Raw genomic sequence first — 21,432 nt, 5'->3', positions numbered from 1 at the left:
GCTATAAAGCCATCCTCAGTCAACAGCCTGGGGCTCGAACACAGTCACCGCCCGCGCATCCACCGGTTTGGGCAGCAGCCCTTCACGGTAGAAGGCATCGGCAATACGCTGCTGCTCACCCAGGTTGTCCAGTTGCACCGGCTGCACGTCATAGCTGCGCCGGCCATTGGCCTGCTGCACCGTGACGCTGTCCAGGTTGCCCCACAACGGTCCCAGCACCCGGGCCGCCGCGGCAGGGTTGGCCTTGGTCCAGGTACCGATCTCGCGCAGCGCCTGATACACCTGCTGAAGCACTTCAGGGTGCGCCGTGGCGTAGTCGCTGCCGGCCAGATAGTAACGCTGGTAACTCGCCAGCTCGCTGCCATCGGCCAGAATGCGTGCATTCTGCTGACGCTGGGCACTGGCCACGTAAGGGTCCCAGGTGACCCAGGCATCAACCTTGCCATTCTCGAAGGCCGCGCGGCCATCGGCAGGGATCAGGTACGCCGGGGTGATGTCCTTGAAACTCAAGCCGGCCTTGGCCAGGGCCTGGATCAACAGGTAGTGGCTACCCGCCGCCTTGGTCACCGCCACGCGCTTGCCCTTGAGATCGGCCAGTGTCCTGAGCGGCGAGTCGGCCGGAACCAGGATGGCCTGGGCCGAAGGGGACGGTGCCTCACGGGCAAAATAGGTGAGCTTGGCGCCGGCTGCCTGGGTGAACACCGGCACTGTATCGGCCACGTCCGCCGACAGGTCGACATTGCCCAGGTTCAGTGCCTCCAGCAACGGCAAACCACTGGGGAACTCGTGCCAGCTGACGCGAATGCCTTCGGCTTGCAGGCGCTGCTCCAGCGTGCCGCGTGCCTTGAGCAACGTCAGCAGGGTGGAGGATTTCTGGTAACCGATGCGCAGGGTCTGCTCGGCGCTGGCAAGCGACGGCAGCAGGCCACCGAGCAGCAGGCCCAGGGCCAGGTGGCGCAGGCGTTTGCGGTGCAGCATGGGGTGTCTCCAGGTCAATGTTGGGCCAGTGAGTCAGTGGCGGGCACGGTAAAGCCAGTGGCGAAGGTCGGGCCGACGTCCAGGCGCTGATTCATAAGGCCGTGGGCGTGGTAGAAGTCGGCGGTTTCCTGTTGTTCACTGATGGTCTTGGCGTCGATGACCTGCCAGTGCAACTGACGGCGTTCAAACTGCAGCCGCGCGGCGCCCTCCGGGAAACCAATGATCGCCGCCAGGGTTTTCGAGTAGCTGTCCAGGTGTTGGTAGGCCCACACCTGGGCACCCGCCAGGCGGGCCAGGTAGTCCTGCAGTGCAGCGTGCCGAGCCGGGTCGTCCAGCGCCTTGTCGGTAGCGGCCAGGAAACTGTTGCCACTGGACAGCCCACGGCCGTTGACCAGCACCCTGCCCTGGCCGCTCAGCTCGGCCAGAGCGGTGTAAGGCTCCCAGGTCGACCAGGCATCCACCGAGCCGTTGGCCAGGGCGACCTTGGCGTCGACCGGGCCGAGAAAGCGGAACTCCACGTCTTTTTCGCTAAGGCCGACCTGATCCAGTGCCTTCAGCGCCAGGTGATGGCCAATCGAGCCGCGGCCGGTGGCGATGCGCTTGCCCTTGAGCTCGGCGGCGCTTTGCAAGGCTGCATCGGGGCGCACCAGCAGCGCTGTGCCGTAGGGGTCGGACTTGTCCACGGCAATGGCCTTGACCGGCGCCCCGGAGGCCAGCACGAACAGCAATGGTGCGTCACCGATGATGCCGGCATCGATCGCCCCGGCGTTCAGTGCCTCGGCCAGGGGGGCGGCTGCGGGGAATTCGGCCCAACGGATATCGTAAGGCAAGTCGCGCAAGGCATCGGCCGCCTCCAGCTGGGCACGCATGTTTCCTTTCTGGTCGCCGATGCGCAGGGTCAGGCGTTCGCTGGCGAAAGCCTGGGTGGTCAGCAGCGTAGCGGCTGCGAACAGCAGCAGGCGAGATCGAATGGACATCCGCAGTTCCTTGCAGGTAAGAGAACGCTGAATGTAACGGGCCAAACCAGATAAATGAAATTAATTTTAGAGCTAAGCTAATATGCAAAAAATATAGATACTTATCTGACCAACGCTGGCCGCGGCAGCTCGATCACAGCCTGCCCGACAAAAGCGCGCACGAACTTGTCCCGTCACATTCCGATACCGCCATGTCATGCAAACAGACGCAACAACCCTGCCAAGCCGTGTACAGTACCCTTACAACAATACCCGCAAAGGAGCCCGGCACATGACCGTGACGCTGTCCCCCCTGCAGATCGACTGCGACTTCGATTCCGGCAACATCCAGGTGCTGGATGCCAGCAACCCGGCCCAGGTACACCTGGCCATCCGCCCGGACACCCACAGCGGCCACTACCAATGGTTCCATTTCAAGGTCAGCGGGCTCACCCCGGGGCAGGTGCATCGCTTCAGCCTCGACAACGCGTCTGGCTCCTCGTACAAGAACGCGTGGAGCGGCTACAACGCGGTGGCCAGCTACGACCAGCAGAGCTGGTTCCGCGTGCCCAGCCGGTTCGACGGTACGGCGCTGTCGTTCGAGGTAAAGGCTGAACAGGAACATATCTGGTTCGCCTACTTCGAGCCCTTCTCGCGCCCGACACAACCAGCTGATCGAACGTGCACGGCAACTGCCGGGGGTCGAGTTGCTGGCCAGCGGCCGCAGTGTCCAAGGCCGCGATATCCCGCTGCTGCGCGCCGGTGACGGTGCAGATGGCAAGCGCAAGCTCTGGCTGATTGCCCAGCAACACCCAGGCGAGCACATGGCCGAATGGTTCATGGAAGGCGTGATCGACCGCCTGCAGGCCAACGATGCAGTGGTTAAGCAATTGCTGGCCAAGGCTGACCTTTACCTGATCCCCAACATGAACCCCGACGGCGCCTTCCTCGGCCACCTGCGTACCAACTTCAAGGGCAAGGACCTCAACCGCGCCTGGCAGGACGCCAGCATCGAACTGAGCCCAGAGGTGTTCTTTGCTCAGGCGCAGATGAAGCAGTACGGCGTGGACGCGTTCATCGACGTGCATGGTGACGAAGAGATTCCGCACGTGTTCACCGCCGCGTGCGAGGGCAACCCAGGCTACACCCCGCGACTGGAAAAACTCGAAGCGCAGTTTCGCAATACCTTGTGCAGTGTGACCCGCGACTTTCAGACCGTGCACGGCTATACCCGCGACGAGCCTGGCCAGGCGAATACGACGCTGGCCTGCAATGCCGTGGGCATGGCACATGACTGCCTGTCGCTAACGCTGGAGATGCCATTCAAGGACCATGACGACGCGCCCGATGCGGTAACCGGCTGGTCGGGGGCACGCTCGAAGGCCCTGGCCGGGGCGGTGCTGGAGACCCTGGCAAAAATGGTGGGCGATTTGCGCTGAGCCAAGGCTGACGCGGCCCTACAGGGGCCGTGTCAGCGGCAGGCATCAGGCTCCGTCAGAGCTGCATCAGAACTGCACATCCAGTATCACACTGTCGGTATAGGTCGCTGCAGGCGGTGTCGCCTGGTCGGTATAGACCTTGGCGTTGTAGTTGAACACCTGGCTACCCGTACCAGTCCCCACACCGGGGTTGACGTCGGCATCGGTGCTGGAGCGCCTGGCAGCCCCGGTCGCGCCCCAGCGCACCGTCCCAGCACTTTTGAAAATGTCATAGGCCAGGTAGTTGTTGGCCGCCGACTTCATCCGCCGCCGCCCAGCGGACACGTTCTGCCCGTCATCCAGCCCCACCGTGTAGCTGCTGCCCTTGGTGCACGACACGTTTATACCCTGGCTCACAGTGCCGAACCCTGCCACCACCGGCGCACTGGCGAAGCTGATGTTGGGGGTGGTGATCTGGCAGTCGTTGGTCACCGTCAGGCTCACGTTCAAGGTCTGGCTACCTGAACCGATGTCACGCCCAAGGCATATCCCTAACGCGCCAATCCCCGAACAATAGTTCCAGCTCCAGGCCACGGTCAGGTTCTCTTGGTACACCCCTGCCGCGACATTGCTGCCAATCTGGGTACGCATGTAGATAGGCACCGCTTTGGGCGTGGTGCCGCCGAGCAGCCCTAGCAGGTCGATGATACCGTTGCGAGCGAAGTCGTAGGCCAGACCGCGGGTGATCGGGTAGTTGGTGCTGTTGTCGGCATACAATGTGTAAGAGATGACATCGCCTGTCGGGCCGACCAGCCCGCCCGAGGCGGGCGTGATGGTTGCGTAGAAATGATCATTGCTGCTGAGCAAGGTGAGTAGCGAGCCGGTGCACTGCAAACCGGAGTTAAGGGTGGAAGCCGTCTGTACCGTGGTGCGAACCTGCGTTGAATTGAGGCTGCCAAACGCCGCCGGCAACGTGGCTACCGACGAACAAACCGCCCAGGCCGTACCCGTCGGCAACAGCAGTACGCTCGCCCACAGACCACGCACCCAGGCATTCATCGGCACACCAGCGGGCCAATCAAGGGCACCGAGCCTTGTGACTCAGGCAGGTCGAATGCCACCTCGCAATGCCCGCCGCCTTCAATTTCCACCTGCAAGCGGTTATGCGGCGACAAGTTCTCCAGGTACACCAACCCGTCCCAACCCACCACCGCCTGGCCGCCACTTTCTGTGTGGGTCACACGGCTACCCAATTTGAGCACCTGCTGGTCGCCATCCACCAGCTCGACGCTGGCCGCCATGACCCGCTTGAGCGGGAACTCCAGCAAGTAACCGCTGCCCCGTCTTACCGCCACACGCTGCTCCACGTCTGACGCCAGCACATCCGGCGGCAGGTCCATGGGGTCGATTTCGTACTTGCCACGGTAGTAACCGCTGCTGTACGGCACCAGCAAGTGCCCCTTGGCATCGGTGCGGCCAACGTCCTGGTTTTCGTAGCGCACCGGCACATCGGCGTAGCCCGCGGTACTGACAACTACGAAGGCATCATCGATGCGGTTGGCTGCGAACACCCCGGCATCCATCCACACCAGAGAACCACTGGCGTCAGCCCAACGGGTCATTTCACCGCTACTGCCATACACACCCGCCTGCAACTGCACCGATTGCAGGCGCCAAGTGACGTCGGCCTGGCGATAGGCATCCCGGTCGCTGCCTGCGGCATAGCCCAGGTTGTAACCAACGCCGACACCCGCTGGCACCGCGTGGCTGTAGTTGACCCGCTGCAGTGTCTCGCCTTCTTTACTTCGCTCCATGCCCAGCGCCAGGGTGCCGTGCAAGTCGAACGGAATCACCAACTGCGCCTGCACCGCCCACTGGCTGTCACCCACTTCGCGGTTGGCCGACAAGTACACGCTGCTGCTGCCCCACAGCGGCTTGCTGTAGCTCAGGTTGATCAGCCGGGTACGCGTGCCGTCACCGGCGCGTACATCGAAGTAGCCGGCGCCAATGCTGCCGTACTCGTTCAGGTTCAGGCTGAGGGTGACCTGTTCGCTGCGCTTGCTCAACTGCATGTCCGGAAGGTCGACCCGGGTCAGGTCGGCATAGTCACCATGGCGTTGCAGGCGCTGGTAACTGAAGCCGATGCGCTGGCTGTTGTACTGGTACCCAAGGGCGACCTGGTGGCCCTTCTCGCCATCGAACTGGCTTTGCGCCAGGGCGGCATTGAGCACGCCGAAGTTGCCCAGCCGCATGTTGCCACCCAGCCCGCCCAGCATCAGCGACTCGGCAGTTTCGGCGTGGGTTTCGAGGGTGAAGAAGTCACTGAGCCCATAGCGCAGGCTGCCCGAGGCCACACCCGGCCCATAGCTGAAATCGCGCACGCCGTAATCACGGCGCAGGCTGCCGGCGGCCACCGAGTAGTCCGTCAGGCCCTTCTGCAGCAGGCTGCTGGTGACATAGAACGGCAAGGTCGTCGACACCTGCCGGCCAAGCGCATCGGTGGTGACCACCACCGCCTCCCCGGCGCCGTTGATGAACGGCACGTTGGTCAGGGTGTACGGGCCTGGCTGCAGCTCGGTAGTGCTGGACTTGAAACCGTTTATGAACAGGTCGAGCGACGTCGGCACCGCCGCTTCGCCTGCGAACGCCGGTAACGGGTAAGTGACCAGGTCGGGGCGCGCAGCGAAGTCACGCGACAGCTGCACGCCGCCCACCCGCACCGAGCTGCTCCAGGGCAAAGCGCCAGTCACGAAGTCACCGGCTTCATAGGACAGCAGACGCTGCTCGTCAGTGAAGCGCCAAGTAGTGTCATAACGCATGAAGCCTTGGCGCGTATCATCCGCCTGTGCGCCGTTGAATGACTGGCGCCACTGCCCGGTACTGGAGAAAGTGCCCCAGCTGTCAAACAGGCGCAGCTCGTTCCAGGCGGCCAGGTAGGTGCCGCCTTCATCGGTGTCATTGAGGTACAGGTCGTAGTTGAACAAAGCGCCGAAACTGCTGCGCGCATCACTGGCCGGGTACAGGTTGCGGTCACCCACTTGCTGGTCTGGCAACCAGGCCGGCGGCACCTGCAGCAGCAGGCGCTGGTTCTGGCTGTCGTAGTCGGCATGCAACCCCGCGATGCTTTCCAGGGCCACCTCGCCCTGGGGGCTGCCAGGCAACGAAATACCGGCTGACCGCAAGATGTCGCTGTCCAGGTACAGCTGCCCGGCCCGCTGCTGCACCGGGACCAGTTCAGCCCTGGGCATCTGGTTCACCACCAGGTCGAGGTACAGGGTGGCTTCGGCGATGGCGGACATCTCCGTGGGCGGTGGGGGCAGGTCGTCGGCCAACGCCAGCCCTGGGCTGACCATGACCAGCCCCAGGCACCAACGGCGAGTCGTCGCCGAAAGCTTTTTCACACACGGTTTCCGACCATTGCCGGGTACTCCCTGACCCCTGCACTGCATTCATTTGCTGGCTCATTGGCCTTGGCGAATAGCGTCCGCCGTACCCTGCCCATTGACCCTGCCCTTGAGCACGCTACCGCTGCTGGACGCCTCGGGAGCAGGCCAGCGCATGCTGGCGCCCGGCAGCACATAGCCCAGCAGCCCCTCGGCCAGTGGTTTGCTCTGGCTGCCTTGCTGCACCACTACATCGGTCAAGCGCGCATGCACGGGGCCAGTGTTGCGCAGTTCAACGTAAGGCTTGCCCTGCACGGTAACCGGGCGCCAGCTGAGCTGCGGCTTGCCCACACCCTCGGCATTGCGCTTGCCGTCAGGGTCGGCCTTGCCCCACAGCCCTTCGCCATAGACGAACAGCGGCACCGAATAACGCATTTGCAAACGAATGGCCGCGGTAGCGCCGGGGTCGGCTTTATCGACCGGGATGGCGGGCGGGATCTCGTCGATGATGATGCGGTAGGCCTGCTCCTGGCCGGCGGGTGATGAGCCCGTACGGGTCAGGCGAATCAGCTGCTTCTGCCCTGGGGCAATGTTGGCGACCGGCGGGCTGCCGATGATTTCACGCTGCGCCTGGAACTGTTCCTGGTAATCACCCTGGCGCCAGGCGAATACCCGCACCTGCAAGTTGGCCGGCGCAGTACCGCGGTTTTCCAGCCACAGGGCGCCCGCCTTCTGGTCGGCCTCCAGCACCGGGTCGATCGGCCAGATCAACACCGAGGTGGCCGCCCCGGCTGGCAAGCTTGCCAGCCACCACAACCCGATCAATCCTCGCGCCCACTTCGCGCCTACCCGCATGCAGCTCTCCTTAGACACTTGTCGTTGGTGGCGCTGGTGTTCACCAGGTCACCGTCACTTGCACCACATCGGTGTAGGTCCCTGCCGGCAGCGTGCCGGTCAGCTGAACCCGCCCGTACACCGGCAGCTTGATCGCCGTCGGGTCGGCATAGCTCACGGCCACGCTCTGGCCGATTCCCAGGCTCTGGCTGTAGGCCGCGTCCCGGTACAACTGGTAGGCCAGCACTTGCGTGCCGTTCGATCGTTTCAGGTTGCGTGTGCCGCTGGCACTGTTCTGCCCACCATCCAGGCTCATGCTCATGGCCACGCCTGGCGTGCACTGGAAGGTCACGGTAGAGCCACCCAACGACGTGCTGAGCAAGCCCGTGGACAGCGCGGACTGCGAGCCATAATCGAGCGTGCCGTAGCTGGTGACACCCCCACCACCAGGCAACCGGCGACAATCTGCGCCGTCACCGTGAATGTACTGGTGGTCACCGCCCCCAGCGGGGCCGCCAACAGCATGCCGATTCCGCTCAGGCCACTTGCCAGCCAACCGCGCATGGTTCAGAACGACAGCTCGACCGAAATCGTGTCGCTGTAGACCCCTGCGGGCAGGCCCGCCTTGCCCACGGCCTTGCCGTAAAGGTTGACGGTCTGGGCCGCGCCAGTACTGGTTGGCAGGGTGATGGTGCCGTCAATGGCCAGCAACGTCGTACGGCCGGAGTCGGTATAGAGGTCGTACGGCACGAAGTTGCCAGCGCCATCGGCGAGCGCACGCGTGCCACCGCTCGACTGGCCGTCATGTAGCCCTGCGCGCACTTTGATGGCAGGCACCGTACCCGCCGAGCACAGGATGCTCATGGCACCGCCCCCACCACCCAGCACCTGGGCATTGGCAGTGGTGAACAGGGCATCCTGAGTGCCAAAGTTCAGAGCGCCGAAGTTCAACCCCGAAGTGCCCGAACTGCCGTTGACCTGGCACGCGGCAATCAGGGTCAGCGTCGAGGTGATGTTCCCGGTCACCGTGGCGGCCTGGGCCTGGGAAGCCAGTGCCAGGCCAAGGCCTGCGAGCATGCAGCATGAAAGGTTCGTTCGCATCGGAGTCTCCTTGCGTGGTTACCAGTCCAGGGTCACTCTGAGGGTGTCGCGGTAAAGCCCGGCGGGCAGCGCGCGCGGCTGCGCCACTACCACGCCGTAGATGGGAATCGGCACTTGCTGGTTGCTGCGAATGGTGAAGGCGCGCGCCTGGCCGATGCCGTAGCGGCTGTTGCCGCCAGGGTCGACTGCCAGCTGATAAGGGATCAGTTCACGGCCATTGCTCAGACGCCGTATACCGTCGTCGCCATTCAGGCCACCATTGATGCGCACATTGAAAGCCCGGACTTCGGGCGTGCAACTGATCTGCAGGCTACCCTCGCCGCCCACTTCGTCCACCCGGCTGCGCAGTGGCTGGTCCCAGTTCGGGCCGCGCTCGCCAAAATCCAGCACCCCCGGGTTGCCCAGCACGGCCGGTTGTGTCTCGTTGCTGCTGATCTGGCAGGCCGCGCTGATCACCAGCCGCGCCTGGATGAAACCTGTGGTGCTGCCATGCGCCTCACCACCAGGTACCAGCAGCGGGCCGAGGGTAAGCAACAGGATCGAAGTGCGGTTCATGGCATGGCGTCCTTGTGCATGGTGGCGTCCCTACCAGGTGACTGTGACTTTGAGCAGGTCGGCATACAGCCCTGCATTCGGTACCCAGGCCAGTTTGTCGATACGTGCGTACAGAGGCAGCTCAACCGAGCCACTGTCCGGCACCCGCGCCGACTGGGCCACCCCCACCGCCAGAGGCTCGCGCCAGGCAGCATCGCGGTACAAGCGATAAGGAATGGGCCGGGCCGCGCGGTCGCTGCTGGCCAGGTAGCGCAATTCGCCGACGCCACCATGCTGGCCGCCATCGACGCGTACCTGGTAGGGGGTGCCAGGGTTGCACTCAAGTCGCGGTGGGCGCTGGCTCAGCAGTACCCCGCTCAAGGGCGCGCCAGGGCCATCGAGGCGTGCCGACACACCCAGGTCGATCCTCCCCAGGGCTTGGGCTCCCGCGTCGCGTGTCTGGTTGACCAGCATGCAGCCACGCTGCACCAATACCCGCACTTCCACGAGAAAATCCGCTGCCACGGTACTGCCGCTGAACAACAGGCCCAACAGCGCGGCCAGATAGCGCTCCGTCACCTTGTTATCCTTGTCGAAACGTCTTGGTTTGAGCGTAGCAGCGAGGCAGCGCAACCGTGGTGGCATCAAGCCATTTTTTTGTATTAGCGATAAAGCGATAGCGCCCCTTCAAAAAAAGCCTGAACGGCACAGAACCCCAGCGCACCGGCGTGCCTCCAATGGCGAGAGCCGGTAAATGTGCCGGGTTTCTGTTAGGGTGAACCAGTCTCATCCTGCCCCAGGCACCTATGCCATACATGGACGGACATGACAGGAGCGCTTTCATCGATGACTGCAGACAACACGCTGGCAGACGCCATGGAGCGCTGTGCCCAAGAACCGATCCACGTGCCGAGCAGCATCCAGCCTCATGGCTTTCTGCTGGTACTGGACGCCACCGACCTGCGCGTGCTGCAGGCCAGTGAAAACGTCGAGCACTGGCTGGGCTTGCCGGCCCAGGAACTGATCGGTTGCCCCTTCGCCAATCTGGTCAGCGACGGTTTCGACCTGCACGCGCACCTCGCACGGCTGCCCGAAGATGAAATTTTCCCCTTTCACATCGGCGACGTGCGCTTGCGCCAAGGCGCGCCCCACAGTGAGCCGCTGCACTTGCTGGCCCACTGTCACGACGAAGTACTGATTGCCGAGTTCGAACCCCCGCGCCTGCCACCGGAGCTGGCCGGGCAAGGCGACTACTACCCATTGGTGCGCAACTTCGTCGGTAGCCTGCAACTGGCCACAAGCCTTGAGGATCTGCTGCAACAAACGGTGGTGCAGCTCAAACGCATCACCGGCTTTGGGCGGGTCAAGGCGTACCGGTTCGATGCCGATGGCAACGGTCAGGTGCTGGCGGAGGTGGCCGACCCTGGCTACCCCAGCTATCTGGGCCTGTGTTTCCCGGCCGCGGACATCCCGCGCCAGGCGCGCGAGCTGTACCGGATCAACCGCATCCGCGTGATCGAGGATGCCAACTATCAGTCCTCCCCCTGTTACCGGCCGCCAACCCTCGCACCGGCAAGGCACTGGACATGAGCTTCGCTGCACTGCGCAGCGTGTCGCCGATACACCTGCAGTACATGCGCAACATGGGCACGCTGGCCTCGATGTCGCTGTCGATCGTGGTCGATGGCGAGCTGTGGGGGCTGGTGTCGTGCCACCACCATCAGCCACGCCCGGTGGACTTGCGTACCCGCACAGCCTGCGAGTTGCTGGCCAGCGTGCTGTCGTTGCAGATCGAGTCCCGCGAGGCCCATGCCAGCACGCGCAAGTTGCTGGCACTGCGTCAACACATCGTGCGCATGATCTCGTCCATGGCTGACCACGACAGCGTCAGCGACGGCCTGCGCGAACTGCCCCAGGTTTTGTTGGCCTTTGCCGGTGCCCAAGGTGCGGCGGTAATCTCGGCCGAACGCTGTGACCTGATCGGCCAGACCCCACCCGAAGCCCAGGTGACCGCGCTGGTGCACTGGCTTGGCCAGCGTGGCGAAGACAGCGTGTTCCAAAGTGACAACCTGCGCCGCGACATCACAGACCTGCCCGAACTGGCAACCCATGCCGGTGGTGTGCTGGCGGTGGCCATCTCGCAAATCCACTCGCACTACCTGCTGTGGTTCCGCCCCGAGCAAGTGCGTACGGTAAACTGGGCCGGCCAGCCGACCAAGCAGGTGGGGCCACAGGGCAACCTCCACCCACGACACAGTTTTGAACGCTGGCAGGAAGAACTGCGCGGCTATTGCGAGCCCTGGGACCCGCTGGTGATCGAGGGCGTGATGGAACTGCGCACCGCGGTGCTGGGCATCGTCCTGCGCAAGGCCGAAGAGCTGGCGCAACTGGCGGGCGAGTTGCGCCGCTCGAACAAAGAGCTCGAGGCGTTCTCCTACAGTGTTTCCCATGACTTGCGCGCGCCCCTACGGCACATCGCCGGCTATACCGAGCTGCTTGGCGAAATCGAAGGCCAAGACCTGAGCGAGCGCGGCAAACGCTTTTTGCAGCACATCGGCGAAGCGGCGCACTTTGCCGGCAGCCTGGTCGACAACCTGCTCAACTTCTCGCAGATGGGCCGCTCGGCCTTGCGCTTGTCCGACGTCGACCTCAACGCACTGGTCGAGGCCATTCGCAGCGAATTGACCCCAGATTACGAAGGCCGCGCAATCGTTTGGGACATCGCCCCGCTGCCCAAGGTGATCGGCGACCCGGCGTTCATCAACATGGCATTGCACAACCTTATCGCCAATGCCATCAAGTACACGCGCGGGCGTAACCCTGCCCGCATCGGGATCAGTGCCGTACAGCACCCTGGCGAAACCGAGGTCTGCATCCGCGACAATGGCGTGGGCTTCGACATGGCCTATGCCAACAAGCTGTTCGGCGTATTCCAGCGCCTGCACCGCATGGAAGACTTCGAAGGCACAGGGATTGGCCTGGCGAGCGTGCGCCGTATCATCGAGCGCCATGATGGCCGGGTCTGGGCCACTGGCCAGATCGAGCAAGGCGCCAGCTTCCACTTCACCCTACCCCGAAACACTGCTACCTGAGGCATCGCTACCATCATGCTCAAGCCCATCCTGCTGGTCGAAGACAACCCCCGGGACCTGGAACTGACCCTGCTGGCCCTGGAGCGCAGCCAATTGGCCAACGAGGTCATCGTGCTGCGCGACGGTGCCGACGCGCTCGACTACCTGCTGCGCCGCAACGCCTATGCCGAGCGCGATGACGGCAACCCTGCCGTGCTGTTACTGGACCTGAAACTGCCCAAGGTCGATGGCCTGGAAGTGCTCAAGGCTGTGCGCGCCACCGCCGAACTGCGCAGCATACCCACCGTGATGTTGACCTCCTCGCGCGAAGAACCCGACCTGCTGCGCGCCTATGAGCTGGGGGTGAACGCCTATGTGGTCAAGCCAGTGGAATTCAAGGAATTCGTCGCCGCCATCTCGGACCTCGGGGTATTCTGGGCCGTGCTCAACGAACCACCACCCGGCTCACTGCGGCTAAACCGTCGCGGTAGTAACTGAGGCCGCCGCAACGATGCAACAAACGCCGTTGAAACTACTGATGGTCGAAGACAGCTCGATGGATGCCGAGCTTACCCTGTTGCGCCTGGAACGCAGCGGGTTGCAAGTGCAATCACAGCTGGTGTTCGACCATGCGGGCGTCGAACATGCCCTGCGCGAAGCCCACTACGACCTGATCCTGTGCGACTGTGTGCTGCCAGGCTCGTCCGGCACCGAGGTGCTGGCCATCGCCCAGCGCCTGGCACCGGACATCCCGTTCATCTTCCTGTCCGGTATTTACGGCGAAGAACACGCGGTGGAAATGATCCGCCTGGGCGCCACCGACTATGTGCTGAAAAAAAACCTGCCACTGCTGCCCAAGGCCGTGCGCAGGGCGCTGACCGAAGTACAGGAGCGCCAGCGCCGGCGCCGCGCCGAAGAAGCATTGGCCGACGTTGAGGCGCGTGCTCGGATCGCCATCGACGCTGCCGGCATGGGCACTTGGGACCTGCGCCCGCAGGAAGGCCTGCTGGTTTGGGATGACCGCTGCAAGACGTTGTTCGGCCTGCCTACCAGCACCGAAATGAGCCTTGAGGTGTTCCTCGGTGGCATATACCCCGATGACCTGGCAATGGTGCGTGACGCGGTGGAATATGCCATGCGCCCCGAAAGCGGTGGCCAGTACCGGGTAGAGTTTCGTATCGCGCCAGTCGATGGCCAGGAGCCGCGCTGGTTGCTCAGCAGTGGCCAGAGCCAGTTCGTCGACGGCCAATGCGTGCGTTTTTCCGGTGTGCTGCAGGACATCCACACGCAACGCCTGGCCACCCAGGCACTGCGCCAGCTGAACGAGATGCTCGGTGAACGGGTCGAGCGACGCACGCGCGAACGCGATCGCGCCTGGGAGCTGTCGCAAGACTTGCTGGCCGTACTGAACAAGGACCTGACCCCGGTCGCGCTGAACCCCGCGTGGGAGGCCAGCCTGGGTTTCTCCCGCGAGCGCCTGAGCCAGTCGTCCCTGCTGCACCTGCTGCCCGAGCCCGATCAGGAACTGCTACTCACCGAACTGGCCGCCCTCGCCCATGGCCGCACCAGCGCCCGCTTTGTCGGCCGCATCCTGCATGCCGGCGGCCAGCAGCGCTGGCTGTCGTGGGTGGTGGTGCCGGAAGACACCCTGCTGTACGTGGTGGCACGCGACATCACCAGCGAACGTGAAGCCGCCCTGGGCCTGGCTGAAGCCAACGCCCGCCTGCGCGAGCAGATCAACGAACGCGAGCGCATCGAGGCTGCCTTGCAACAGATGCAGAGGCTGGAGGCGGTTGGCCAACTGACCGCAGGCGTGGCCCATGACTTCAACAACTTGCTCACGGTGATCCTCACCGGTGCAAGCTTTCTTGAGCGTGACCTGGCCAAGGCCGACCTGGACAAGGCCCGCACACGCCTCACGCATATCCGCGAAGCGGGCGAGCGTGGCGCCAAGCTGACCTCGCAGTTGCTGGCTTTCTCCCGTCGCCAGCGTCTGGAGCCGGTAGCGCTTAACCTAAACCGCACCTTGGCCGGCCTGGAAGAGCTGCTGCGCCGTACCCTGGGTGGCAACGTCTCGGTGCGCCTGGACCTGGACCAGGCCCTGTGGCAGGCAATGACCGACCCGACCCAGACCGAGATGATCATCCTCAACCTGGCGATCAATGCCCGCGATGCCATGCCCGAGGGTGGACAGCTGACCCTTACCACCCGTAACACCCGTATCAACGGGCGCCCGCATCGCCCAGAAGACCCGGACCCCGGCGAGTACGTGATGCTGAGCATCCGCGATACCGGCTGCGGCATGAGCGACGACGTGTTGGCCAAGGTGTTCGAGCCGTTCTTCACCACCAAGGACATCGGCAAAGGTTCGGGCCTGGGCCTGGCCCAGGTGTTCGGCTTCGCCAAGCAGTCCGGGGGTGGCGTGCGCATCGATACCACACCGGGGCGCGGCACCGAGGTGGCGGTGTACCTGCCCGCAGTAAAGGAGGAAGTGGTGGACGAACCTGCCGCAGCGGTGCTCAGCCAGTCGAGCAGCGAGAGCGGCCGTAACCGCACGGTGCTGCTGGTGGACGATGACCACCTGGTGCGCGACATGCTTGGCGATGTATTGCGCCAGTACGGCTATCAGGTGCGCCAGGCGCACAGCGGCGAGCAAGCATTGGCATTGCTGGATGACGAGATCGACCTGCTGCTGACGGATTTCGCCATGCCCGAGTTCAACGGTGCGCAACTGGCGCTGGCGGCGCGTGAGCGGTACCCGCGCCTGCCCGTGGTGTTCCTTACTGGGTATGCCGAGCTGCAGGGGCTGGAGCTGCCGGGCAGCCTGGTGATTCAGAAGCCGGTGCAGGCCGATGAACTGGCCAGGGTACTGAACGAAATGCTGGGCATTGCCGGGTAACCTGAGACGACGCAAAACCCGTGCAGGAGCGGCCCATCGCGACACAAGGCCGCTTCTACAGGCATCGCATTACGAAATTAAATACGGAAACGACAAAACCCAGCACTCATCTTTCGAAGCACCGGGTTATAGACGTTTGAAACTGGAAAATGGCAGGGGCGGCTGGATTCGAACCAACGCATGGCAGGATCAAAACCTGCTGCCTTACCGCTTGGCGACGCCCCTGTATCGGATGCAGTGTTTGCTGCTCTGACAATTCCAACTGAGTGACAACTGGGTTGTTGTCTTGGAATGCGCGGCACTTTAACAACAAATTTTCGGTCTGTGAACCCCCTGATGAAAAAAAATTGCTAAAAAACAGCGGGTTAGTCATTTCGGTGTTGGCCCATCGACCATCCGTCGCTTTCCTCCCGCTTCGCTTCAACAGAATCGCATTCCTTCCTTCCAATCAGATGAGCCCACTGCATCGACCAAGGAGGACCTCATGCCTGTCTCCCACGACCTCTACCAGGACCTGCACTACCCGCGCGAAATCGTCCAGCAACGCCGCCAGCAGGACAAGGCGCTGGACCGCCTGCTGGACGAGTACATGGACATCGACAACCAGGTGCTGGCTGCCGAGTCGATCTCGGCCGGCAACTTCGTTGACGAAGACCTGCGCCACCTCAAGGAGCGCCGCCTGGCGGTGAAGTACATGATCGAGCGCCAGCTGGAGCGCAAAGCCTAGGCAATGCAGGTGCGCGGCCAGACGTATCGCATGAAGTGATCATTGCCGGTCACTTTCTGTATTAGTCAAAATGGCCGCCCTCGGGCAAGCTGCACGCTGACCCGCCATCGCCCAAGGAGCGTTGCTTTTGTCTGCCTGGATCCCTGCCCCATTGCGCCAGCTTGGCCAGCGCCTGCGCGGCACTGCCGCCAACGAGAGCGAACTGCTCGATTGGTTCGAGGACAAAGCCCGAAGCCGGGGTTATCAGCTTAGTGACGGCCAGCGACGGGTGATCCACTGCATGGCCGAACAACTGGCACTGCTCGAACAAGGGCAGCCACGCAGCCTGTACCTCTACGGGTCGGTGGGACGCGGCAAGAGCTGGCTGCTGGACGGTTTCTTCCAGGTGGTACCGGTCGAGGCCAAGCGCCGCCTGCATTTTCATGACTTCTTTGCTCGCCTCCACCGAGGCATGCACCACCACCGGGCGCTGGACGATGCGCTGGGCGCAACCCTCGACGAGCTGGTGGGTGGCTGCCAGGTGCTGTGCTTCGACGAATTCCACGTGCATGACATCGGCGATGCCATGCTGCTGACACGCCTGTTCAACGCCCTGTTCGCACGCGGCGTGTTCCTGCTGGTGACGTCCAACTACGCGCCCGAAGGGTTGTTGCCCAACCCGCTGTACCACGAGCGCTTCCTCCCGGTAATCCGCCTGATCAACAGCTCGATGCAAGTGCTCGAAGTGGACGGCGACACCGACTTTCGCAGCTTGCCGGCCAACCGTGAGCATCAACGTTTTACCCAGGGCCATTATGTCTGGCCGGGGAATGCAGCGCAGCGCCAGGCGCTGAACGTGCCGAACGAACAGCTGGTGATGCTGGAAGTGAACAAGCGCCCGCTGCGTGCGCTGGCCATCGATGGCCGGCGGGTGGTGCTTGGCTTCGATGACTTGTGCGAGAAGGCCACGGCGGTCATTGACTACCTGGTGCTGGCGGCGCAATACGATGAATGGATCATCGACGGGCTGGGTGACCTGGCGGAGTGCTCGCTGGCGGCTCAGCAGCGTTTCGTCAACCTGGTGGATGTGTTGTATGACCAGGATCGGCAGGTGGTGGTGATAGGTAAACGGCCACTGGAAGAAAGCCTGGGCGGGCCGCTTGCCGACCTGATGCGTACCCGCAGCCGCTTGGGGCAATTGCACCAGATAGCCCCTTGAAACTGCATCGCCTCGACAGGCCTCTTCGCCGGTAAACCTGCGAAGAGGCCTGTAATGTCAAAGCATCAACCGGCTCTGGGTAAATCCGCCAGCACCGCCTCGATCTCCCCCAGCACCGCCGGGTCATCCAGGGTCGAAGGCGGCGCATAGTCCTGCCCGTCGGCGATCTTGCGCAGCACCGCACGCAAAATTTTCCCCGAGCGGGTCTTGGGGAGCCGCTTCACCAACCGAACCCGGTTGAAACAGGCCAGCGGGCCAATCGCCTCGCGCACACTGCCCACCAGGTCCACCAGCAGTTGCGCCTCGGCAATGCCCTCGCCGTCCTTGAGCACAACAAGTGCCAACGGCACTTGCCCCTTGATTTCATCGTGCACGCCAACCACCGCACACTCGGCCACCGCCGGGTGGCAGGCCACCAGGTCCTCCATTTCGCCGGTAGACAACCGGTGCCCCGACACATTGATCACGTCATCGGTGCGCCCCATGATGTAGACGAAACCGTCATCGTCCAGGTAGCCGCCGTCACCGGTGTGGTAATACCCCGGGTAGGTGCGCAGGTACGCCTGCAGGTAGCGCTCGTGGTCGCCCCACAGTGTCTGGCTACAACCAGGTGGCAATGGCAGGGCGATCACGATCGAACCCTGATGGTTGGGCCCGAGCAAGCGGCCTTCGTCGTCCAGCACGCGAACGTTGTAGCCGGGTACCGCCCGGTTGCTCGATCCCGGCTTCGCGGCGCTCCCCTCCAGCCCGACACACGGCGCAGTGACCGGCCAGCCGGTCTCGGTCTGCCACCAGTGGTCGTGCACAGGCTTGCCACTGACCCGTTCCAGCCATTCGTGGGTGCTGGAATCGAGCTTCTCACCCGCCAGGAACAATTGGCGCAGCGAGCTGAGGTCATGTTTGCGGATCAGCTCGCCTTCCGGGTCTTCCTTGCGGATGGCACGCATGGCGGTGGGCGCACAGAACAACGCATTGACCTTGTATTGCTCCACCACCCGCCAGTAGGCCGAGGCATCCGGGGTGCGGATCGGCTTGCCTTCGTAGAACACAGTGGTACAGCCGCTCATCAACGGCCCGTAAACGATCAGCGAATGGCCGACCACCCAGCCCACATCAGATATGCCCCACCACACATCGCCGGCCTGCATGCCATAGATATGGCGCATGGCATAGCACAGCGCCACGGCATTGCCACCGTTCTCCCGCACGATGCCTTTGGGTTTGCCGGTGGTACCCGAGGTATACATGATGTACAGCGGGTCGCCGGCATCCAACTCGACTGGGGCCACCGGCTCGGCGCCGGTCAAGGCCGCCTGCCAGTCCAGGTCGCGGCCTGGCTGCAGGTCGGCCTGCACCTGTGGCCGCTGCAGCACCAGCACATTGCGCGGTTGGTGCCGGGCCAGTTGCAGGGCGCGGTCGACCAGCGGCTTGTACGCAATCACGCGATCGAACTCCAGCCCGCAGGAGGCCGTCAGCAGCAGCGTGGGCCGGGCATCATCGATGCGCAAAGCCAGTTCGTTGGCGGCAAAGCCACCGAACACCACCGAATGCACCGCGCCAATCCGCGCACAGGCCAGCATGGCCATGGCTGCCTGCGGCACCATGGGCATGTAGATGATCACGCCATCGCCCTTGCTCACCCCCAGCTGGCGCAGCAAGCCAGCCAGGCGCGCCACTTCATCGCGCAACTGGTTATAGGTATACGCCTGCTGCACGCCCGTCACCGGCGAATCGTAGATCAGCGCCAATTGCTCGCCACGGCCTTGCTCGATCTGGTAATCGAGGGCCAGGTAGCAGCTGTTAAGGCGGCCGTCTGCGAACCAACTATGGGTACCGTCGGCGTGGTCTTGCAAAGTCAGGGCAGGCTTGCGGTGCCAGGCCAGGTGTGCGGCCTGTTCCGCCCAGAAAGCGGCAGGGTCGGAAATGGAATGGGCGTAGCTGTGCTGGTAGCTCATATCGAAAGAAACCCGGTACTTGTTGTTATTGAAGGGCGAAACCTGAGTATGGACCGCTACACCCACGCCGCCATGGGACTAAAGTCACAACCGACCTGCAAATTTGCAGACAACGCAAAAACGCCTCATAACGGTGCAAAGCCTCTAGAATAGGCCACCCCTCAGCCACCGAGCAGCCCATGGATATCGATCAGGCCCGAACCTTCCTGGAAATCGTGCGTTGCGGCAGCCTGGTCGCCGCCGCCGAGCGCCTGTTCGTGTCACAGACCGCGATCACCGCGCGGGTACAGCGCCTGGAGCAGCAACTGGGTTGCCAGCTGTTCGTACGCAGCCGCAACGGCGCCAGCTTGACCAGCGATGGCGAAGCGTTCGTCAGTTATGCCAACCAGCTGGTACAAACCTGGGAAGCAGCGCGCCGCGACCTGCCGCTGCCTGAAGGCTGCCAGCAGGTGCTGCATGTGGGCGGTGAGGTGAGTTTGGGCAACCCGATGCTGCTCGACTGGGTCAGCGCCCTGCACCGTGAACTGCCCAGCCATGCCATCCGCAGCGAGGTCAGCGACGGTGAATCACTGCTGCGCAAGGTCGAGATGGGCCTGCTGGACGCCGCGCTGGTCTATCAGCCGACCTACGGCCCCGGCCTGCAGGTGGAGCAATTGATGGAAGAAAAGCTGATCCGTGTGCGCCGGGTCGCCCAGCCCGAACCGTATATCTACATTGACTGGGGCGAGGCCTTCCGCCGCCAGCACGATGCGGCCCTGCCCGACTGCGCACGCCCGGCACTGAGCTTCAACCTCGGCCCATTGGCCCTGCAGTTCATTCTTGACAAGGGGGCAGCAGCGGCTACTTCCGCACACGCGTGGTGCAGGCCTACCTGGACAGCGGGGTGTTCGAGCGGGTACCGCAGGCGCCTGAGTTCACTTACCCAACCTTCCTGGTGTACCCGCGCAAACGCGACAGCGAAGCTCTGCAACAGGCCTTCGCCATCCTGCGCCGGCTGGTGGCTGCCGGCGCAAGCGATTGGTCACAACGCTGGGACCCGGTTATCTGATGCCTCAGCCTTGCTAAGCAGCTGACGTTTGAGGCCGGCGATCAAGTCGGTCTGGGTGATCACCCCTACCAGCTTCTCGGCATCGAGCACCGGCAGGCAGTGCAGGCCCTGTTCGCACAACAACGGCAGCAGCCGCTCCAGCGGGTGCTGGCTGCTGACACTGACTACCCGCCGACTCATCACTTGCTCCATGCGTACCGCTTTGCGGCCAAACAAACCGCGCCAGCTGAAACGGCCACGCTGCATGGCCGGGCCGACCAGGTCGCTGAGGCTGACGATGCCCACCAGCTTGCCGTGCTGCAGTACCGGCAGGGTTTTCAGGTGATGGCTGGCGAGCATTTTCCAGGCCTTTTCCAGCGTGGTATCAGGCGTGGCGAACTGTACATCGCGGGACATCACCGAGGCCGCGGTGATACCGCCCAGGCTACGCTGCAGGGCGTGCTGCTCGGTGGCGAGGATGATGCGCTCCAGTTCGTCACGGGTAACGTCGACGAACTCACCAAGCTCCTCCAGCGCCTGGTCCAGGTCTTCGCTGCGAATGCCGACGCGCTCGCCGGGCAGCGGGTCATGGGTGTGGTGCAGGTCTTTGCGCGGCACCGCGCCTTTCGGATAGCGCACGCCGGTCAGGCGGTTGTAGACGATTGCCACGGCCACCAGGATCAACGCATTGAGCAGCACCGGTTCCAACAGGTGATCGCCCATGGCGGTCAACCCGGAGTCGGCCAGCACCGCGCTCACTGCCACCCCGCCACCCGGGGGGTGTAGGCAGCGTAACAGGCACATGATCAGGATCGAAATGCCCAGAGCCGCAGCCGCCACCCAAAGCTCGGCACCGAAACCTTCGCGCATGGCAAGGCCAACTGCGCCAGCCAAGGCGTAGCTGCCCAGCACCGGCCAAGGTTGGGCCAATGGGCCGGAATGTACGGCGAAAACCAGGACCGCCGAGGCCGCCAGCGGGCCCAACAGGTGCAGGGCAATGCCAGGGCCATAGGCCATGCTGGTCAGCCAGCCAGCGAGGAACAAGCCGAGCAACGCACCGATACCGGCACGCAACCATTCTTTGGGAGGGATATTCAGGGGCGCCGGCAACAGGCGCTGCAGACGGCTTTCGGAACGCGAGGCAGACATTGGTATTCGGGGTCTTTGGTTTTTCTGATTAAAAAGAAAGCCCAGCCGAGATGGCCTGGGCCTTGTATTGCGCGTGCAATACCACAAGGGGCTCCGTCCATGGAGAGATGGAAACCGCAGGGTTTCGTGAGGGGGATTTTGCCGGGTGGGGTGCGATTGGGCTAATTCAAAAAACTGCGCCTGTACTGCATTTTTTTTGCAG

The 21,432-nt window shown here is 63.4% G+C and carries 14 protein-coding genes, 1 tRNA gene and 4 pseudogenes; 7 read left to right on the top strand and 12 right to left on the bottom strand.

Annotated elements, in window-relative coordinates; genetic code table 11:
- Positions 1 to 15: 15 nt before the first annotated feature.
- Together AB5975_19875 and AB5975_19870 are read right to left on the bottom strand one after the other, a co-directional pair.
- Positions 16 to 978, bottom strand: coding sequence for an aliphatic sulfonate ABC transporter substrate-binding protein (locus tag AB5975_19875; GenBank protein XDR18831.1), 963 nt, complete (start codon positions 976 to 978; stop codon positions 16 to 18).
- A 14-nt stretch (positions 979 to 992) separates the two neighbouring features.
- Entirely contained in the window at positions 993 to 1,955 is a 963-nt protein-coding gene (locus AB5975_19870; protein ID XDR18830.1) for an ABC transporter substrate-binding protein, read from the bottom strand.
- A 271-nt stretch (positions 1,956 to 2,226) separates the two neighbouring features.
- Between AB5975_19870 and AB5975_19865 the strand changes: the two are divergent.
- Positions 2,227 to 3,373: pseudogene (locus tag AB5975_19865) on the top strand (M14-type cytosolic carboxypeptidase).
- 66 nt (positions 3,374 to 3,439) lie between these two features.
- Here the strand turns inward: AB5975_19865 and AB5975_19860 are convergent.
- From AB5975_19860 to AB5975_19830, 7 genes and pseudogenes are all read right to left on the bottom strand, one after another.
- Positions 3,440 to 4,411, bottom strand: a complete 972-nt coding sequence (locus tag AB5975_19860) for a spore coat protein U domain-containing protein (protein XDR18829.1) — start codon at positions 4,409 to 4,411, stop codon at positions 3,440 to 3,442.
- The gene (locus AB5975_19855; protein ID XDR23001.1) at positions 4,408 to 6,705 is read right to left on the bottom strand and encodes a fimbria/pilus outer membrane usher protein; all 2,298 of its coding nucleotides are present in this window, start codon (positions 6,703 to 6,705) and stop codon (positions 4,408 to 4,410) included. Before AB5975_19855 ends, AB5975_19860 begins: the two co-directional genes overlap by 4 nt.
- 108 nt (positions 6,706 to 6,813) lie before the next feature.
- On the bottom strand, positions 6,814 to 7,590 hold the full coding sequence (locus AB5975_19850) for a molecular chaperone (GenBank protein XDR18828.1): 777 nt from the start codon (positions 7,588 to 7,590) through the stop codon (positions 6,814 to 6,816).
- A 40-nt stretch (positions 7,591 to 7,630) separates the two neighbouring features.
- Positions 7,631 to 8,133: pseudogene (locus tag AB5975_19845) on the bottom strand (spore coat U domain-containing protein).
- A 3-nt stretch (positions 8,134 to 8,136) separates the two neighbouring features.
- Entirely contained in the window at positions 8,137 to 8,670 is a 534-nt protein-coding gene (locus tag AB5975_19840) for a spore coat U domain-containing protein (protein ID XDR18827.1), read from the bottom strand.
- Between the two features lie 18 nt (positions 8,671 to 8,688).
- On the bottom strand, positions 8,689 to 9,225 hold the full coding sequence (locus tag AB5975_19835) for a spore coat U domain-containing protein (protein XDR18826.1): 537 nt from the start codon (positions 9,223 to 9,225) through the stop codon (positions 8,689 to 8,691).
- Between the two features lie 30 nt (positions 9,226 to 9,255).
- The gene (locus tag AB5975_19830; protein ID XDR18825.1) at positions 9,256 to 9,783 is read right to left on the bottom strand and encodes a spore coat U domain-containing protein; all 528 of its coding nucleotides are present in this window, start codon (positions 9,781 to 9,783) and stop codon (positions 9,256 to 9,258) included.
- A gap of 267 nt (positions 9,784 to 10,050) precedes the next feature.
- On the opposite strand from AB5975_19830, the pseudogene AB5975_19825 reads away from it, so the two are divergent.
- The 3 genes and pseudogenes from AB5975_19825 (at position 10,051) to AB5975_19815 (ending at position 15,174) form a co-directional block, all read left to right on the top strand.
- A pseudogene (locus AB5975_19825) lies at positions 10,051 to 12,296 on the top strand (ATP-binding protein).
- A gap of 15 nt (positions 12,297 to 12,311) precedes the next feature.
- Positions 12,312 to 12,773: a response regulator gene (locus tag AB5975_19820; GenBank protein ID XDR18824.1), complete on the top strand. Its 462-nt coding sequence runs from the start codon at positions 12,312 to 12,314 to the stop codon at positions 12,771 to 12,773.
- Positions 12,774 to 12,786: 13 nt separating this feature from the next.
- Positions 12,787 to 15,174, top strand: a complete 2,388-nt coding sequence (locus tag AB5975_19815; GenBank protein ID XDR18823.1) for a response regulator — start codon at positions 12,787 to 12,789, stop codon at positions 15,172 to 15,174.
- Between the two features lie 150 nt (positions 15,175 to 15,324).
- On the opposite strand, the gene AB5975_19810 is transcribed toward AB5975_19815, so the two are convergent.
- Positions 15,325 to 15,399: transfer RNA gene (locus tag AB5975_19810), tRNA-Gln, on the bottom strand.
- A gap of 259 nt (positions 15,400 to 15,658) precedes the next feature.
- On the opposite strand from AB5975_19810, the gene AB5975_19805 reads away from it, so the two are divergent.
- Positions 15,659 to 15,901 carry a hypothetical protein gene (locus AB5975_19805; protein ID XDR18822.1) on the top strand — a complete coding sequence of 81 codons (243 nt, stop codon included), beginning with the start codon at positions 15,659 to 15,661 and terminating at the stop codon, positions 15,899 to 15,901.
- A gap of 127 nt (positions 15,902 to 16,028) precedes the next feature.
- Entirely contained in the window at positions 16,029 to 17,099 is a 1,071-nt protein-coding gene (zapE, locus tag AB5975_19800) for a cell division protein ZapE (GenBank protein ID XDR18821.1), read from the top strand.
- Positions 17,100 to 17,164: 65 nt separating this feature from the next.
- On the opposite strand, the gene AB5975_19795 is transcribed toward zapE, so the two are convergent.
- Positions 17,165 to 19,054, bottom strand: a complete 1,890-nt coding sequence (locus AB5975_19795; protein ID XDR18820.1) for a propionyl-CoA synthetase — start codon at positions 19,052 to 19,054, stop codon at positions 17,165 to 17,167.
- 179 nt (positions 19,055 to 19,233) lie between these two features.
- Here AB5975_19795 and AB5975_19790 point away from each other — a divergent pair.
- A pseudogene (locus AB5975_19790) lies at positions 19,234 to 20,102 on the top strand (LysR family transcriptional regulator).
- Here AB5975_19790 and AB5975_19785 read toward each other — a convergent pair.
- Entirely contained in the window at positions 20,076 to 21,230 is a 1,155-nt protein-coding gene (locus AB5975_19785) for an HPP family protein (GenBank protein XDR18819.1), read from the bottom strand. The pseudogene AB5975_19790 and the gene AB5975_19785 overlap by 27 nt on opposite strands.
- Between the last annotated feature and the right edge of the window lie 202 nt (positions 21,231 to 21,432).

The organism is Pseudomonas putida, from assembly GCA_041071465.1.
GTDB lineage: Bacteria > Pseudomonadota > Gammaproteobacteria > Pseudomonadales > Pseudomonadaceae > Aquipseudomonas > Aquipseudomonas putida_P.
This window is presented reverse-complemented; position numbering and strand designations above follow the sequence as displayed.

Bases quoted from the DNA above. Each gene is read 5' to 3' on its own strand.
- AB5975_19870 (XDR18830.1), bottom strand. From the start codon at position 1,955: ATGTCCATTCGATCTCGCCTGCTGCTGTTCGCAGCCGCTACGCTGCTG.
- AB5975_19875 (XDR18831.1), bottom strand. From the start codon at position 978: ATGCTGCACCGCAAACGCCTGCGCCACCTGGCCCTGGGCCTGCTGCTC.
- AB5975_19820 (XDR18824.1), top strand. From the start codon at position 12,312: ATGCTCAAGCCCATCCTGCTGGTCGAAGACAACCCCCGGGACCTGGAA.
- AB5975_19835 (XDR18826.1), bottom strand. From the start codon at position 9,225: ATGAACCGCACTTCGATCCTGTTGCTTACCCTCGGCCCGCTGCTGGTA.
- AB5975_19840 (XDR18827.1), bottom strand. From the start codon at position 8,670: ATGCGAACGAACCTTTCATGCTGCATGCTCGCAGGCCTTGGCCTGGCA.
- AB5975_19805 (XDR18822.1), top strand. From the start codon at position 15,659: ATGCCTGTCTCCCACGACCTCTACCAGGACCTGCACTACCCGCGCGAA.
- AB5975_19795 (XDR18820.1), bottom strand. From the start codon at position 19,054: ATGAGCTACCAGCACAGCTACGCCCATTCCATTTCCGACCCTGCCGCT.
- AB5975_19815 (XDR18823.1), top strand. From the start codon at position 12,787: ATGCAACAAACGCCGTTGAAACTACTGATGGTCGAAGACAGCTCGATG.
- AB5975_19860 (XDR18829.1), bottom strand. From the start codon at position 4,411: ATGAATGCCTGGGTGCGTGGTCTGTGGGCGAGCGTACTGCTGTTGCCG.
- AB5975_19855 (XDR23001.1), bottom strand. From the start codon at position 6,705: ATGGTCAGCCCAGGGCTGGCGTTGGCCGACGACCTGCCCCCACCGCCC.
- AB5975_19850 (XDR18828.1), bottom strand. From the start codon at position 7,590: ATGCGGGTAGGCGCGAAGTGGGCGCGAGGATTGATCGGGTTGTGGTGG.
- AB5975_19785 (XDR18819.1), bottom strand. From the start codon at position 21,230: ATGTCTGCCTCGCGTTCCGAAAGCCGTCTGCAGCGCCTGTTGCCGGCG.